The 16,112-nt window shown below is 33.6% G+C and carries 9 protein-coding genes; 7 read left to right on the forward strand and 2 right to left on the reverse strand.

The genetic code is table 11. The features are described from left to right. The gene (locus KLA_RS08180) at positions 1-717 is read right to left on the reverse strand and encodes a LytR/AlgR family response regulator transcription factor (RefSeq protein WP_034645020.1); all 717 of its coding nucleotides are present in this window, start codon (positions 715-717) and stop codon (positions 1-3) included. Next, on the reverse strand, positions 717-1,802 hold the full coding sequence (locus KLA_RS08185) for a sensor histidine kinase (RefSeq protein ID WP_013621896.1): 1,086 nt from the start codon (positions 1,800-1,802) through the stop codon (positions 717-719). The genes KLA_RS08180 and KLA_RS08185 overlap by 1 nt, the downstream gene beginning before the upstream one ends. Positions 1,803-2,051: 249 nt before the next feature. Between KLA_RS08185 and KLA_RS08190 the strand changes: the two genes are divergently transcribed. From KLA_RS08190 to KLA_RS08220, 7 genes are all read left to right on the forward strand, one after another. Next, the gene (locus KLA_RS08190) at positions 2,052-3,110 is read left to right on the forward strand and encodes a carbohydrate-binding family 9-like protein (RefSeq protein WP_051456067.1); all 1,059 of its coding nucleotides are present in this window, start codon (positions 2,052-2,054) and stop codon (positions 3,108-3,110) included. Then, positions 3,097-4,221 (forward strand): family 10 glycosylhydrolase, encoded by a 1,125-nt coding sequence (locus tag KLA_RS08195; protein WP_034645023.1) that lies wholly within the window; start codon positions 3,097-3,099, stop codon positions 4,219-4,221. Before KLA_RS08190 ends, KLA_RS08195 begins: the two co-directional genes overlap by 14 nt. A 12-nt stretch (positions 4,222-4,233) precedes the next feature. Next, positions 4,234-6,558 (forward strand): family 20 glycosylhydrolase, encoded by a 2,325-nt coding sequence (locus tag KLA_RS08200; protein WP_034644969.1) that lies wholly within the window; start codon positions 4,234-4,236, stop codon positions 6,556-6,558. Between the two features lie 4 nt (positions 6,559-6,562). Continuing rightward, a complete protein-coding gene (locus KLA_RS08205; protein ID WP_034644970.1) occupies positions 6,563-8,776 on the forward strand; it encodes a GH92 family glycosyl hydrolase in 2,214 nt (737 codons plus the stop codon). A 271-nt stretch (positions 8,777-9,047) separates the two neighbouring features. Continuing rightward, positions 9,048-12,155, forward strand: a complete 3,108-nt coding sequence (locus KLA_RS08210; RefSeq protein ID WP_034644971.1) for a SusC/RagA family TonB-linked outer membrane protein — start codon at positions 9,048-9,050, stop codon at positions 12,153-12,155. 4 nt (positions 12,156-12,159) lie between these two features. Beyond that, positions 12,160-13,644 carry a SusD/RagB family nutrient-binding outer membrane lipoprotein gene (locus KLA_RS08215; RefSeq protein WP_013621902.1) on the forward strand — a complete coding sequence of 495 codons (1,485 nt, stop codon included), beginning with the start codon at positions 12,160-12,162 and terminating at the stop codon, positions 13,642-13,644. Positions 13,645-13,778: 134 nt separating this feature from the next. Beyond that, the gene (locus KLA_RS08220) at positions 13,779-16,082 is read left to right on the forward strand and encodes a GH92 family glycosyl hydrolase (protein WP_034644974.1); all 2,304 of its coding nucleotides are present in this window, start codon (positions 13,779-13,781) and stop codon (positions 16,080-16,082) included. Positions 16,083-16,112: the final 30 nt, after the last annotated feature.

A 16,112-nucleotide genomic window follows, 5' to 3' on the forward strand; every position in this document is an offset into this window, starting at 1 on the left:
TTATGCGCGTCCTAAAAGTGTTTCTTTTACATCATTAATGTAACTACGCCCAATTGTGTAGCGTATGCCGCCAATTTCTAAACTATTACCTTCTATAGTGTCTACTTTAGAGATAGATATGGTATAAGACCTATGTATTCTTATAAATTTATCACTAGGTAATTCGTCTGTAAAACTGCTTAAAGTTCTGTGTATAATGTATTTATCTGATTTTGTTTTTATGCGTATATAATCCTTTAAACTTTCAATTACCATAATGTCATCTAACACTATTTTTTGCAACTTCTTTTTATCTACCTTAATAAAAATACTAGGGTTTTCTGCAACTGTATTGGTAGTTGTGGTTTTTGTAGTGTTACCTTGTTTTAATTTTATAATACGCTGTACTGCTTGTAAAAACCTAGGAAACGGTATAGGTTTAACCAAATAATCTATAGCTTGTAGTTCATAACTAGTAAGTGCATACTCTTCATGTGCGGTTGTCATTACTACCATTGGCATAGATTGCAAACTTTTTAGAAAATCTAACCCATCTAATATGGGCATATTAATATCTAAAAAAATAATATCAATTTCGTTATTTTGAACAAAAGTAGTTGCAGCAACTGCATTAGAGAATGTTTCTACTAACTCTAATTCTTGTATTTGTGAAACATAATTTTTTAAAACATTTATAGCCAACGGTTCATCATCAACAATTATGGTTCTTAATTTAATCATACTTTAAGTTTTAGAATTACATTAAACATATTATCCTTTTCATAAATAGAGAGGTGGTAATCTTCTTTTTTATACCCTAGCTCTAAGCGTTTTTTTAAATTGCTTAGTCCAATACCACCACTTCTAATAGGTATTAAACTGTCTGCACTTTGTTCGGGTATGGTATTAGATACCTTAAAATGAAGTAAATCTTCACTAACCTTTACATCTATATCTATTACCATATCTCCTATGTTTTTACTGGCTCCGTGCTTAAAACAATTTTCTATTACAGGAATTAATAACATAGGAGAAATACGTTTGCCTTCTAAATCACCAGAAATACTAATGTTTATATTTAAAGACTCATCAAAACGTAAACGTTCTAGGTCTAAATAGTTTTGTATACAGTCTAGCTCACTTTTTAGGTCTTGTTTGTTTTTTTTGGTAGCGTACAACAAGTAGCGCATTAGTTCAGATAGTTTTAATATAACCTCAGGAGCTTTATCAGACTTTTCTAAAGTTAATGAATATATATTGTTTAGTGTATTAAAAAAGAAATGCGGAGAAACCTGTGAACGTAAAAAACGCAATTCTGTACTAAGTTGTCTTTTTTCTAATTCGTGTAGTTTGCTGTGTTCTTTAAGCCAATCTATAGTAAGTTTTATGGCTGCTACAAAAGAGGAAACATATAGCTCACCAACCATCATTGTAGTGGCGTAATTAAGTGTTAGGCCTTTTAGTTCCTCTGGTCCTTCTGGCCAAACATTTGGACCTATAAAATAATAGGTTAAAGAGTATTTAACCAATAACATTAAAAATAGTGTTGCAATAACTAAAAACGTGTAACTAATGTATTTTTTCTTAAAAACAAATTTGGGCATTAAGTAATACACATTAAAATAGGCAATAGCCATATGTATAGGAAAACCTATAAGATTCATACGCAATGAGAGCATAAAATCTTGGTGAATGTTACTATACCTTAAGCTGTTAAAAATAAAGTATATAACCCAAAAAATTATATGGTGTTTGTAGTTTATTTCAAAGCTTTTAGAAGAATTCTTGTTTAAAAAAGAATCTACATCTGTGTTTATACTCATTGGTTAAGTTTGGCTGTTTTTTTGTCGGTACTATTAAAGCGTTTAGCATTTAGCTATCGTTATTGGTCTAAAATTATTTCTATTACAAATAAAAAAAGGAATATTTATAAAGTGTTGCTATGCAGTTTAAAAACTAGATATAGCATTTTACCAAACACGCAAAATAGAACGTCTGAAAATTATAAAAAATAATTTAATTAGCAACTAAATTATATTAACGTTAAAAAAAAGTTACTAATAATAAAGAGTATGAATATAGAACCTTCTATGAAAATTAAGAGAATTATAGCTATTTTTCTTTTCCTAACGTATTTATGCTGCGCGTCATTATTAGCGCAAAATACACCTAAAAAATATATAGCACACAAGGCATTAAATAGTTTAGAAATAGATGGTTTAGCTAATGAGGAGTCTTGGGAAAATGCTAAATGGACAACCGAATTTATAGATATTGAAGGTGATAAAAAAGCAACGTATAAAACTAGAGTAAAAATGCTTTGGGATGATACTTATTTGTATTTCTTTGCTTTGTTAGATGAGCCTCATGTATGGGGCGATATTACAAAAAAGGATGCAGTTATTTTTCATAATAATGACTTTGAAATTTTTATAGATCCGCCTGGTACCACCCATAATTATATGGAGTTAGAGATAAACGCACTAAATACAGTATGGGATTTGTTGTTAACAAAAACCTATAGTCAAGGTGGTGCTGCCATTAATAATTGGGATATAAACGGATTAAAAACTGCCGTGCATATTAACGGAACTTTAAACAACGCTAATGATACAGATAAAAGCTGGTCTACAGAAATTGCTATTCCTTGGAAATCACTTTTTGAACCCTCTAAAATAGCAGAAATACCAGTGAATAATTTTTGGCGTATAAATTTTTCTAGAGTACAATGGCAACATAGTTTAATAGATGGTAAGTATGTTAAAAAGAAAGATGCTAATGGCAAAGCTTTACCAGAGTATAATTGGGTTTGGTCTCCACAAGGCGTAATTAATATGCATAAACCTAACACATGGGGGTATGTTTATTTTTCTGATAAAACTAAGGAAAATATAAATTGGAGCATTCCAAAGGATGAGCATATAAAATGGTATTTGTATAAAGTGTTTTTAAATTATGTAGAAAATAATAATGAAAAAGAGATACAAGACAAATCTATATTAGGAACTTTAGTGAGTCCAAAATTAGATAAGCATAAAACCGGATTTAACATCTGGGTAAAAAGTCCTTTTACAAACAAAATATTAGTAATTAAAGAAGATGGTAAATTTAGTAGTAATGAAGCAGAATAAGGTATTTTTAAGGGTAATGAGTGTTCTTTTACTTTGCTCTTTATTTTTTTCTTGTGAAGAGAAAAAACAAGATAAGAATGTAGTAGAAAAGCAAGATGCTGTAACAGATAGTTTTACATTTTGGACTTGGACATCTGCAAGCGAGGAAAAAGAAGATACTGCTTACCAAGAGGAATTTGCTAAATATAGCGCAAACGGAATTACAGATGTGCTAATTAATACAGGTACAGATCCAGAGTTGTTAAAAAGAATAGTTCCTTTTGCAAAAAAAGAAGGGTTAAATGTACACGCTTGGATGTTTACTGTAAACAGACCAGGAGATGCTATTGCAGAACAACACCCAGAGTGGTACGCGGTTAGTAGAAATGGTAAGTCTTGTTTTGATGAGCCACCATATGTAGGGTATTACAAATGGTTGTGCCCAACAAGAAAAGAGTCTAAAGCACATATATTAAGTTTGGTAGAAGGTTTGGCAAAGGTTGAAGATGTAGCAAGTGTACATTTAGATTATATTCGTTATTCAGATATTTTTTTACCAATTGGGTTACTACCAAAATACAATTTAGAACAAGAAGTAGAGTTACCTGAGTTTGATTTTTGTTACTGTGACGTATGCGTAGCAGAGTTTGAAAAGGAGCACCATAAAAACCCTAAGGAGTCTAAAAATCCAGCTATAGATATGGAGTGGAAACAATTTAGGTTAAATAAAGTAAAAGCTATTGTAGATGAAGCTTATACCATAGCGCATAATAACAATAAAATATTAACTGCAGCAGTATTTCCTTACCCAGAAATGGCAGACCATATGGTTCGCCAACGTTGGGATAAATGGAATGTAGATAAAGTACTACCAATGATTTATCATAACTTTTACAATGAAGAAATAGATTGGATTGGTTATGCAACAGGACAAGGTGTAAAAGACCTTAAAAATTCTAATACAGAGCTGCATACTGGTATTTATGTGCCAAATATGTCTGTTTCAGATTTAGAAAAAGCAATTCTATTAGCAAAAGATAATGGAGCAAAAGGAGTCTCTATCTTTGATGGTAATGCACTTACAGATGAGCAATATGCGGTAATAAAAAAACTAAGTAAGAAATTTAATTAAACGTATTTCATTTTGAAAAAACTTAACTACCACATAACCATTTTTCTACTGTTATTAATGTTTGGTTGTACAACTAAAAAAGAAAAAAAATTTACAGAAGAAGAAATTAATATTATTCCTAAGCCTGTATTTACAGAGTTACATAAAGGTAGTTTTAGTTTTAATGGAAATACAAAATTGGTTGCAAGCACAAAAAATGAACAAAAATTATTAGCGTCTTTTTCTCAAAAGTTTAAACAAGTCTCAGGTGTAAAATTAGCTGTGGTAGCTAGTGCTCCTTCTTCTAATTTTTTACAGTTTAAAATTGTAGACTCATTACCTTATGAAGGCTATAATTTAGTAATTAATTCTAATCATATAACCGTATCTGCAAAAACGTATTCTGGTTTTGTATATGGATTAGAAACTATAAAACAGTTACTTCCTGCTAGTATAGAGAGTGCAAGCTTTGTGCAAAAAGAGTGGGTAGTTCCAGCAATAGAAATTAAAGATAATCCTCGTTTTAAATGGCGCGGACTAATGTTAGATGTGTCTAGACATTTTTTTGAGGTAGATTATATAAAAAAAACGTTAGACCGTATGGCAATGCTAAAAATGAATACATTTCATTGGCATTTGGTAGATGATCAAGGATGGAGAATAGAAATTAAAAAATATCCAAAACTAACGTCTGTTGGTGGTTATAGGGTAAACCAAGAGGATAAAGGATGGAACGCTAGACCAAATGCACCTTTAGGAACAAAAGCTACTTACGGAGGTTTTTATACGCAAGAGCAAATAAAAGAAGTAGTAGCCTATGCAAAAGAAAGAGGTATAACTGTAGTGCCAGAAATAGAGATGCCAGCACACGTTAGTAGTGCAATAGCTGCATACCCAGAGTTTTCTTGTTTAGGAGAGCAAATTATGGTTCCGTCTGGTGGTGTTTGGCCAATTACAGATATTTACTGTGCTGGTAAGGAAGAAACATTTACTTTTTTAGAAGATGTATTAACAGAGGTTATGGAGTTGTTTCCGTCTAAATATATACACATTGGCGGAGATGAAGCTACAAAAACCAATTGGAAAACTTGTACACATTGTACCTCTAGATTACAAACAGAAGACTTAGCAAATGTAGATGAATTGCAGAGCTATTTTATTAAAAGAATAGAACGTTTTATAAGTTCTAAAAATAGGGTTTTAATTGGTTGGGATGAAATTTTAGAGGGCGGTTTGGCTCCAGGAGCAACCGTTATGAGTTGGCGTGGTGTAAAGGGCGGTCTAGAGGCATCTGCAGAGGGGCATAATGTTGTAATGACACCTGGTACGCATTGTTATTTTGATCATTATCAAGGAAATCAAGATCAAGAACCTTTAGCATTTGGTGGTTATACTCCGCTTAGCAAAGTATATGAGTTTAACCCAGTGGTAGATAAAATGACTCCAGAGCAGGAAAAACACGTGTTAGGCGGACAAGCAAATTTGTGGGCAGAGTATATACCAACAGAACAACAGTCTGAGTATATGATATTTCCTAGACTGGCTGCTATGTCTGAGGTTCTGTGGACACCAACGACACATAAAAACTGGGCTAATTTTTCAGGTAGAGTAAAAGAGCTGTTTAAGCGTTATGATGTTATGGGTGTTAACTATGCTAAAAGTGCTTATCAGGTAACTACAGATACTAAAGTTGATATAGAAAAAGGTGAATTATCAATCTTATTAAAAAATGAATTTCCAGATTCAGATATTAGATACTCCGTAGATGGTTCTTTGCTTTCACAGTCATCTTCACAATATCAAAATCCAATTCAACTAAATAAAACAGCTACGTTAAAGGCTGCAATGTTTAAAAATAATAAACAAGTAGGGCCAACCTTAACTAAAGAGTTTAATTACCATAATGCGGTTGGTAAATATGTGGTTTATAACACTAAGTATCATAAAAATTACCAAGGAGAGCAACAGCTAGGTTTGGTAAATGTATTAAGAGGATCTAAAAATTTTCACGACGGACAGTGGCAAGGTTGGTTGGGTAATAATATGGATGTGGTAATAGATTTTGATGTAGAAACAGCGTTTTCTGCAGTAACAGTTGGTACACTAGAAAATCAAAGTTCAGGAATTTATTTTCCTTTAAAAATAGAAGTCTTTACATCAGAACATAGAAAAAAGTTTACCAAAGTTGCAGAGGTTACTAGACCATTTAAAGTAAGCAATGCATCAGAATTAAAAGATTTTAAAATCAATTTTAAACCAACTAAAGCTAGGTACATAAAGGTGGTGGTAACTAATTTAAAAAGTCCGCCTAATGGCGGTGGTGCCTGGTTGTTTGTAGATGAAATTATTGTAGAATAGAATTATGAGTATAAAATTTAAAATTTTAAGTATTGTTTTAGTTGTAGTAAGTTTTGCCTTTGGTCAACAACCTGTAGACTACGTAAATCCATTTATAGGAACCTCTAATTTTGGAGCAACAAATCCTGGAGCAATTGCGCCAAGAGGTATGGCAAGTGTATCTCCTTTTAATGTAGCAGTACAAAAAGATGCTGGTTGGCTGTCTAACCCTTATGTTAAACAATACAATTTTTTAACAGGATTTACGCACGTAAACTTAAGTGGAGTTGGTTGTCCAGATTTGGGAGTTATTTTAACTATGCCAACTACAGGAGATTTAAAAACAAACCATATGCAATACGGAACCACTTACACAGATGAGGTTTCTAAAGCAGGCTATTACTCAGTTAACTTATCTAAATACAATATAAAAACAGAACTAACTGCAACAACAAGAGTAGGAGTGTCTAGGTATACATTTCCAGCAGGAGAATCTAACATACTTTTAAATTTAGGACTTGGCTTAACTAATGAGCAAGGCGCAACGGTAAAAGTGGTATCTAATACAGAAATTGAAGGAATGCGCACAGTTGGCTCTTTCTGTTATAATAGTCCAGAACAGGCTTACCCAGTATATTTTGTTGCTAAATTTTCTAGTCCAGCAGATGAGTTTGGAGCTTGGAAAAAACCATACAAATACAATGGAGTAGAAGCACAATGGATGGGGTATAATGGTAAAACTAGACTAATGAAAGGCTTTACAAGAGAAGTTGTAGGTGATAGTATTGGTGCTTATATGCGTTACAATTTTAAAAAGAAAACCACTGTTGAGGTAAAAATTGGTGTGTCTTACGTAAGTATAGAAAATGCTAGGGAAAATTTAGAAAAAGAAACAGCTAATAAAAATTTTGATGATGTATATGCCACCACAAAAACGGCATGGAACAAGACTTTGTCTACTGTAGAGGTAAAAGGAGGTTCTGCAGATGATAAAACAATATTTTATACAGCTTTATACCATACACAAATACATCCAAATACTTTAAATGATTATAATGGAGATTATCCTGAGATTGCAACAGGTAAAATAGGAAATACCAAAGGCACTAGATACACCGTTTTTTCGCTTTGGGATACCTACAGAAATTACCATCCTTTAATGAGTACATTGTACCCAGAGCAACAATCTAATATGGTAAATAGTATGTTATCTATGTACAAAGAAAATGGTTGGTTGCCCAAATGGGAGTTAAATTCTACAGAAACTTTTACAATGGTAGGTGATCCTGCGCCAGTTGTAATAGCAGATACATATTTGCGCGGTATTAGAGATTTTAATGTAGAGGAGGCTTATGCAGCAATGGTAAAAGGAGCTACAGAATTAGACAATAATCCGTTACGACCAGGTAATAAAGAGTATTGGAAAAATGGATATTTAAGTGTAAACGGAGGAGCTGAAGGTCCTGTTTCTACAACTGAAGAATATAATATAGCAGATTTTGCCATTTCTCAACTAGCAAAAGAATTGGGTAAAAAGGCAGACTATAAAAAGTTTTATAATCAATCTTTATCCTATAAAAAATTATTTGATAGTAAGTTAAAACTACTAAGACCTAAAAATAGTGATGGTAGTTGGTACACACCTTTTGATCCGTATAAAGGTGCAAATTTTGAAAAAAATGTGGGTTATATAGAAGGTAATGCTTGGCAGTATGCTTTTATGGTTCCCCACGATATTAAAGGCTTAATGAAGCTAATGGGCGGTAAAAAACAATTTGTATCTCACCTAGATTATATTTTTGATAATAACCAGTTTGATATGGCTAATGAGCCAGATATTGCTTATCCTTTTTTATATAACTACAGCAAAGGAGATGAATGGAAAACTCAAAAACGTGTGCAGCAATTAATAAATACATATTTTACAAATACACCATCTGGCTTACCAGGTAATGATGATACAGGTACAATGTCTGCTTGGGTGGTATATGCAATGATGGGTATATATCCTGTTAGTCCGGCTACACCAGTTTATACCATAACTACACCCAGGTTTTCATCAGTCACAATTCATTTAAATACTACATACTACAAAAACAAAACGTTAATAATTAAACGAACAGGAAATGTTAATGGAAAAATTAACAGTATCCGTTTAGATAATAAAGACCTTAAAGGGTATTTTGTGTCTCATAAAAACTTACTTAATGGCACTGTTTTAGAAGTAAGACTAGAGTAATAGCTATTGTTTAACAAGTTTTCTTATTTGTAAGTGTCTTATTCTGTAGTGTTTGTAGGTTTTTGCTGTAGTTATTTTTAAATGCGCATTTGTTTAAGATAAAACTGAGGAATTAATAATTAAGCCTCTGTATTTTTAACACCTCCTTATATTGTCGCTTAGCTTTTCCACAAAGTTGTTAGTCGAATTAATTTCTGCTTTTAACATTAATACGTAAAATTTAAAGTTAAATTAACTAATAACTAACTTAACAATTAAAACTCATTTAAGTATGCAAAAACAAACACATTACTTATTGTTGTTTGTGCTATTTCTCCTTACTAGTGGTATGGTAGCGCAAAACAAAACTGTGACTGGTACGGTTACAGATGAAGCAGGAGTACCTTTACTAGGGGTTAATGTTTTAGAAAAAGGAACATCTAATGGTACATCTACAGATTTTGATGGTAAATACACAATAACTGTAGCAAGTAACTCTTCAATATTAGAGTTTACTTCTATAGGTTATACTGCAAAAAGTGCTGCAGTAGCAGGGAAAACTACACTTAACGTTTCTTTGGTTGAAGATGCAGAGCAGTTAGGCGAAGTAGTTGTAACAGCTTTAGGTATTAAAAAAGAAGCAAAGGCATTAGGGTATTCTTTAACAGAAGTTGGAGGAGACGAGCTATCTAATGTAAAACAAGTTAGTGCAATTAACTCATTACAAGGTAAGGTTGCAGGTGTAAATATTACCCAAAACTCAACCGGTGCTGCTGGTTCTAGTAGAGTTATTATTCGTGGTAACAGTACATTAACAGGTAACAACCAACCTTTGTATGTTGTAGATGGTATTCCTATTGGTAATGAAAATAGTGGATCTGCAGATTTGTATGGTGGTAGTGACGGAGGTGACGGTATCTCTAGTATAAATCCAGACGATATAGCATCTGTAAGTGTACTAAAAGGTGGTGCAGCTGCAGCTCTTTATGGTTCTAGAGCAGGTAATGGTGTAATTATTATTACAACAAAAAAAGGTACCCAGAAAAAAGGATTGGGTGTAGAAATTAGTAGCTCTGTTACTTTTGATGAGGTAGATACTTCTTTAACAGATTTTCAAACATCATATGGACAAGGTACAAGGGGTAGAGTACCTGCTAACCAGTCTGAAGCTTTTGATTTAGGATTGTCTTCTTGGGGTCCAAAATTAGATGGTTCTAGCGTTGTACAATGGGATGGGCAAGAAAGACCTTATTCTTATGTAGGCGATAACAGAGATCACTTTTACAGAACAGGTACTACGTTTATAAACACAATAGCAATTACAAGTGGTTCTGAAAAAATGAGTTACAGGCTTTCTGTATCTGACTTAGATAATGAAGATATTGTGCCTAACTCAGGTATTAACAGAAAATCATTTTCTTTAAATACAAGTGCTGTATTAGCAGACAAGTTAACAAGTCAGGTTAATGTAAAATATATTGTAGAAAATGTGAACAACAGACCAAGATTGTCTGATGCTCCTGGAAATGCAAACTATACTGTTGCATTATTGTCTCCAAACGTAGATGTACGTGATATGAATCCGGGTGCAAACCCAGATGGGTCAGAAAGAGGATACTCTGCAAACATTTACTCGCAAAACCCTTATTTTTCTGCATACAATTTTAGTAATGAAGATTTAAAAAACAGAATTATAGCATCTACATCTTTACGTTATGATATTTTAGATTGGTTATATGCATCTACACGTGTTGGTGTGGATCATTACACAAGAAAATCTACATCTATAGAGCCTTGGGGAACAGCATACAAACTTTTAGGAGGTATGAACGAGACTGAAGGTAGATATACACAAATAGATGCTGATGTAATGCTAGGTATAGAAAAAAGTATAACAGATAAGTTTGGTGTTGATGGGTTGGTTGGTGCAAATACAAACCACGTTAAGTCAGAAACTTTAATTTTAGGAGGAGACAATTTTGTTGTTCCTGGTTTTGAAGATATATCTAACCTTAGAGACCAAAGTAGAAGTAGAGAATTTCAAGAAAGAAAAATTTCTGGTATTTATGGATCTTTAGGATTTTCATATGATAAATGGGCTTACTTAACCTTTACAGGAAGAAACGATTGGTTTTCTACATTATCTTACCCAGGCAAAACTACACCTAATGACGAGTTTTACTTCTCTGTAAATACAAGTGTTATTTTATCAGATTTATTAGAACTACCTAACTTTATAGACTTTTTAAAAATTAGAGGAGGTTATTCTGGTGTAGCTGGTGGTGGAGACATTGCTTATCAATTAGCACCAACATACCAAATTTTTGGACAAGGTCACCAAGGGCAAACTTTAGGTAGAATTAACGGAAACTCTGTTCCTAACCCAAATTTAGTTCCTTGGGAAAAAGACGAAACAGAAATTGGTTTAGATCTTAGACTTTTTGGAAACAGACTTTCTTTTGATATTGCTTATTACCAAAATGAAACTTCTAAGGATATTGTAAATATATCTACATCTGTATTTTCTGGTTATGAAAGTGCAACGGCTAACATTGGTAAGTTAGAAAATAAAGGTATAGAGTTTTTAATTTCTGGTACACCAATACAAACAGATAATTTTAGCTGGAACACAAGCTTTAACGGGTCTTATAATAAAAGTGAAGTTACTGCTACTAATGATGAGGGTACACCAATTAGCTTAGATGAGCCAAGAACACAAAACGCAAGAATTACACACGTTGTAGGTGAGCCTTATGGTTCTATAGTAGGTGTATCTTATAATAGAGATGATGCTGGTAACATTATTTATGATATAAACTCAGAAGGTGTGCCAATTGCACAAGAAGGAGAGCGTAAAATATTAGGAGAAGGTGTACCGCCATTAACTTTAGGTTGGAGTAATACCTTTAGATATAAAGATTTTAGCTTAGGCTTTTTAATTGACGGTAAATTTGGCGGACAATTATTGTCTGGTACTAATGCTTTAGGTTACAGTACAGGTTTACACAAAGAAACTTTAAAAGGCAGAGAAAACGGATTAGTAGTTACTGGTATAGACGGTGACACTGGTCAAGAATTTACAACTACTGTTGCACCAGAAGATTTACAAACATACTATGGAAGAATTAGTCGTATTGCAGAGGAATTTGTAGAAGACTCTGATTACATAAAGTTTAGAGAGTTTAGTTTAGGGTATTCATTACCAGAAAAAATGCTAGAAAAAACATTTATAAGTAGTGTAAATGTATCAGTAATAGCAAGAAACTTATTCTACATTTCAAGAAGTATAGATAATGTAGATCCAGAAAGTACATACAACTCAGGTAACTCACAAGGTTTAGAATATTTTGGTGTACCATCAACTAGAAACTATGGTTTTAGTCTAAATGTAAAATTTTAAGAACATGAGAAAAATATTATTTATATTATCATTTGTATTAGTTCTTGGAGCCTGTGATAAAGGTTTTGAAGAGCTAAACGTTAACCCAACAGCACCAAATCAGGTGCCGGCTACCACTAAGCTTAGTGCTGCTCAACTATACACATCAGGTGAACGTTATGAGAACTGGAGAGCAAATTTAATATACTCTTCTACAATGATGCAACATTTATCTACAACAGCAGGCTATTGGTCTGGAGATAAATATACATGGAACAAAGGGTATGCATCTTCTATGATAGATCGTATTTACGGTAATGCTATAAAAACCGTAGAGGATATGCTTGTTCAATTAGATGAAGAAGAACAGCCAGAAGAAATGAAAGCTATTACTAGAATAATGAGAGTTTTTATTTACCACAGATTAACAGATTTGTATGGTGATGTTCCTTACTCTGAAGCTGGTAAAGCGGTACTAACAGGAAACCTAACTCCTAAATATGACAAGCAGAGTGATATTTATGCAGATATGCTAAAAGAGTTAGAAGAGTCTGTTGCAGTATTAGGTACCGGAGTTTCTGGTTTTGGAGATGCAGATTTAATGTTTCAAGGAGATCAATCTCAATGGAAAAAATTTGGAAACTCTATGATGCTAAGGTTAGGTCTACGCTTAATAAAAGTAGATCCTGCTGCGGCTGAGGCTTGGGCAACTAAAGCAATAGCTGGTGGCGTAATGGAATCTAATGATGATATTGCATACATACAACATACTGCTGGCCCAGAGGGAATAAATAAAAACGGTAACGGAGAAGTTTTTACAGCAGATAGCAACCCTAGAATGAGTAAAACGTTTATAGACTTTTTACAGGGAGATCCTAGACTGCCAATTTTAGCAGCTCGTAAAAGTGATGGTAGTACTAATGTTGCAGATTTAAAAGGTTTGCCAAACGGATTAGATAGCCAGTTATTAGAGGAGTCTACAGGAGAAAAAGATACAGATTTATATGCAGAACCTAACAGAAGTATTATTACCGGTGAAGGTGCGCCAATGTTTTTTCAGACTTATGCTGAGGTAGAGTTTATGCTTGCAGAAGCAGCAGAGCGTTGGGGGTTAGCAGGTGGTAATGCAGAAGCACACTACAATGCAGGAGTAAGAGCAGCAATGAAAATGTTAGCAATTTATGGTGATGCCGCTATTATAGATGATGCAGATATAGATGCTTATTTAACAGCAAACCCGTTTGATGCAGCAAATGCATTAGAGCAAATTAACACCCAATATTGGGCTGCAACTTTTTTAAATGAGTATGAAGCTTTTGCTAATTGGAGGAGAACAGGTTTCCCTAACCTAACACCAACAAATTATCCTGGTAATGAAACAGGAGGTACAATACCAAGAAGGTTAACATACTCTACAAGCGAGCAAAGTAATAACCCAGACAACTATGCTGCGGCAATTGCATCTCAAGGTCCAGATGTACTTACCACAAGAGTATGGTGGGATAAATAGTTTTTTAGTGTAATTATTTAGTTTTTTAAGGGGAGGAAAATTATTCCTCCTCTTTTTTTAGTTAAAATACGGCACAAATAACCTTAAATTAGTAAAATATTATCCATAAAAAATAGTGTAAACAATCTCAAAAAATGAAATTAATAAAAATACTTTTTCCCCTAATTGTACTTGTAACAACTGCTGTAGTAGCACAATCTAACACGGGAGTTTCTTATGTAGATTATGTAAACCCATTGGTAGGTTCAGACTCAGAGTTTGCATTGTCTAACGGTAATACTTACCCTGCAATAGCTACACCGTGGGGAATGAACTTTTGGACGCCCCAAACTGGTAAAATGGGAGACGGCTGGGGATATACCTACGATGCTTTAAAACTTAGAGGTTTTAAACAAACCCACCAACCAAGTCCGTGGATTAATGATTATGCAGCATTTTCATTATTTCCAGAAACAGGAAAATTAAAAATTAATGAGGACGAGAGAGCTTCTTGGTATTCACACAAAGCAGAAATTAGTAAACCACATTACTACAGTGCTTACTTGGCAGACTATGATGTAACTACAGAAATTACACCAACAGAAAGAGGCGCCCAATTTAGGTTTACGTTTCCTGAGTCTAAAAAATCTCATATTCTTGTAGATGGTTTTTTTAAAGGTTCTATGGTAAAAATAATACCAGAAGAGCGCAAAATTATTGGGTATTGCAGAAATAATAGTGGTGGCGTACCGGGTAATTTTCACAATTATTTTGTTTTAGTTTTTGATAAAGATTTTGATGAGGTTTTAACTTGGAAAAAGGAAAAAGAAGGTATAGAGCATACATCAGAAAGTAAAACAGCAGAAGGTTACCACGTTGGTGCAGCTATCAGTTTTTCAACAAAAGATGGGGAACAAGTTACAGCAAAAGTAGCATCGTCTTTTATTAGTTTAGAGCAAGCAGAAATCAACCTAAAAAGAGAAATAGGAGATGATACTTTTAATCAGACTAAAGAAAAAGCTGCTGCAGCTTGGAATAAAGAGTTAGGCCGTATGGAGGTTGCAGGTGGTACTGTAGAAGAATACAGAACATTTTACACCGCTTTGTACAGAGTTTTATTGTTTCCAAGAAAGTTTTATGAGCTAAATGCAGCTAATGAAATAGTACATTACAGTCCATATAATGGAGAAGTTTTGCCTGGTTATATGTTTACAGATAATGGCTTTTGGGATACATTTAGAGCTGTTTTTCCATTTTTCACAATAATGTATCCAGAGTATTTAAGCAATGTAATGCAAGGCCTTGTAAATACGTATAATGAAAGTGGTTGGTTACCAGAGTGGGCCAGCCCTGGACATAGAGATTGTATGATAGGGTCTAACTCTGCTATAAACATTGCTGATGCTTATTTAAGAGGTATTAGAGGGTATGATATTGAAACCTTGTATGAAGCCGTTGTTAAAAATTCAACCCGTAAAGGACCTGTTAATTCTGTTGGTCGTTTTGGAGCTGAATTTTATAATGATTTAGGATATGTTCCTTATGATGTTGGCGTAAATGAAAATGCAGCACGTACTTTAGAGTATGCTTTTGCAGATTGGAGTATTGCAGAATTGGGAGAAGCATTAGGAAAGCCTAAAAAACAGGTTAAGTTATTTAGAGAACGATCTTTAAATTATAAAAATGTATTTGATCCTAAAATAGGTTTTATGCGTGGTAAAAATAAAGATGGTTCATGGGCAACTACATATACACCAGACAAATGGGGAGATGCTTTTACAGAAGGTGCTGCTTGGCACTGGACGTGGTGTGTTTTTCATGATCCGTTAGGTTTAGCAGAAGGCTTTGGAGGTGTAGCTAAAATGCGCTCTAGGTTAGACGATGTTTTTACTGCAGCACCCACTTTTAATGACTCTTACTACGGACAACAAATACACGAAATTACAGAAATGCTGGTTGCAGATATGGGGCAATATGCACACGGAAACCAACCTATACAACACGCAATTTATTTGTACAATTGGTTAGAACAACCTTGGAAAACACAAATGCACGTGCGTAATGTAATGGATAAGTTATATTCTTCTGCACCAGATGGTTTATGTGGTGATGAAGATAACGGGCAAACATCTGCCTGGTATGTGTTTTCTGCTGCTGGTTTTTATCCTGTAACTCCAGGAACTGGAGAATATGCTTTGGGTAGTCCGTTGTTTAAAAGTGTAAAAATGCATTTAAGAAACGGTAAAACATTTACAGTTAATGCCCCAAATAATAGTAAAGAAAATATTTATATTGATGAGGTACAGAAAAACGGAAATAGCTATACTAAAAACTACATTACGTATGATGATATTATGAGTGGTGCAACTTATAATTTTAGTATGAAAAACACACCAAACAAGAGTAGAGGAACGGCAAAGGAAGCTAAACCATACTCAATGTCTGTAACAAAAAAATAGTTTATAAAATTAAGAACTGGGTTGTGCTTT

The organism is Cellulophaga geojensis KL-A, assembly GCF_000568425.1.
Taxonomy (GTDB): domain Bacteria; phylum Bacteroidota; class Bacteroidia; order Flavobacteriales; family Flavobacteriaceae; genus Cellulophaga; species Cellulophaga lytica.

Excerpts from the sequence above, each read along its gene's own strand:
- KLA_RS08185 (WP_013621896.1), bottom strand. The coding sequence starts at position 1,802 with ATGAGTATAAACACAGATGTAGATTCTTTTTTAAACAAGAATTCTTCT.
- KLA_RS08190 (WP_051456067.1), top strand. The coding sequence starts at position 2,052 with ATGAATATAGAACCTTCTATGAAAATTAAGAGAATTATAGCTATTTTT.
- KLA_RS08195 (WP_034645023.1), top strand. The coding sequence starts at position 3,097 with ATGAAGCAGAATAAGGTATTTTTAAGGGTAATGAGTGTTCTTTTACTT.
- KLA_RS08205 (WP_034644970.1), top strand. The coding sequence starts at position 6,563 with ATGAGTATAAAATTTAAAATTTTAAGTATTGTTTTAGTTGTAGTAAGT.
- KLA_RS08210 (WP_034644971.1), top strand. The coding sequence starts at position 9,048 with ATGCAAAAACAAACACATTACTTATTGTTGTTTGTGCTATTTCTCCTT.
- KLA_RS08215 (WP_013621902.1), top strand. The coding sequence starts at position 12,160 with ATGAGAAAAATATTATTTATATTATCATTTGTATTAGTTCTTGGAGCC.
- KLA_RS08220 (WP_034644974.1), top strand. The coding sequence starts at position 13,779 with ATGAAATTAATAAAAATACTTTTTCCCCTAATTGTACTTGTAACAACT.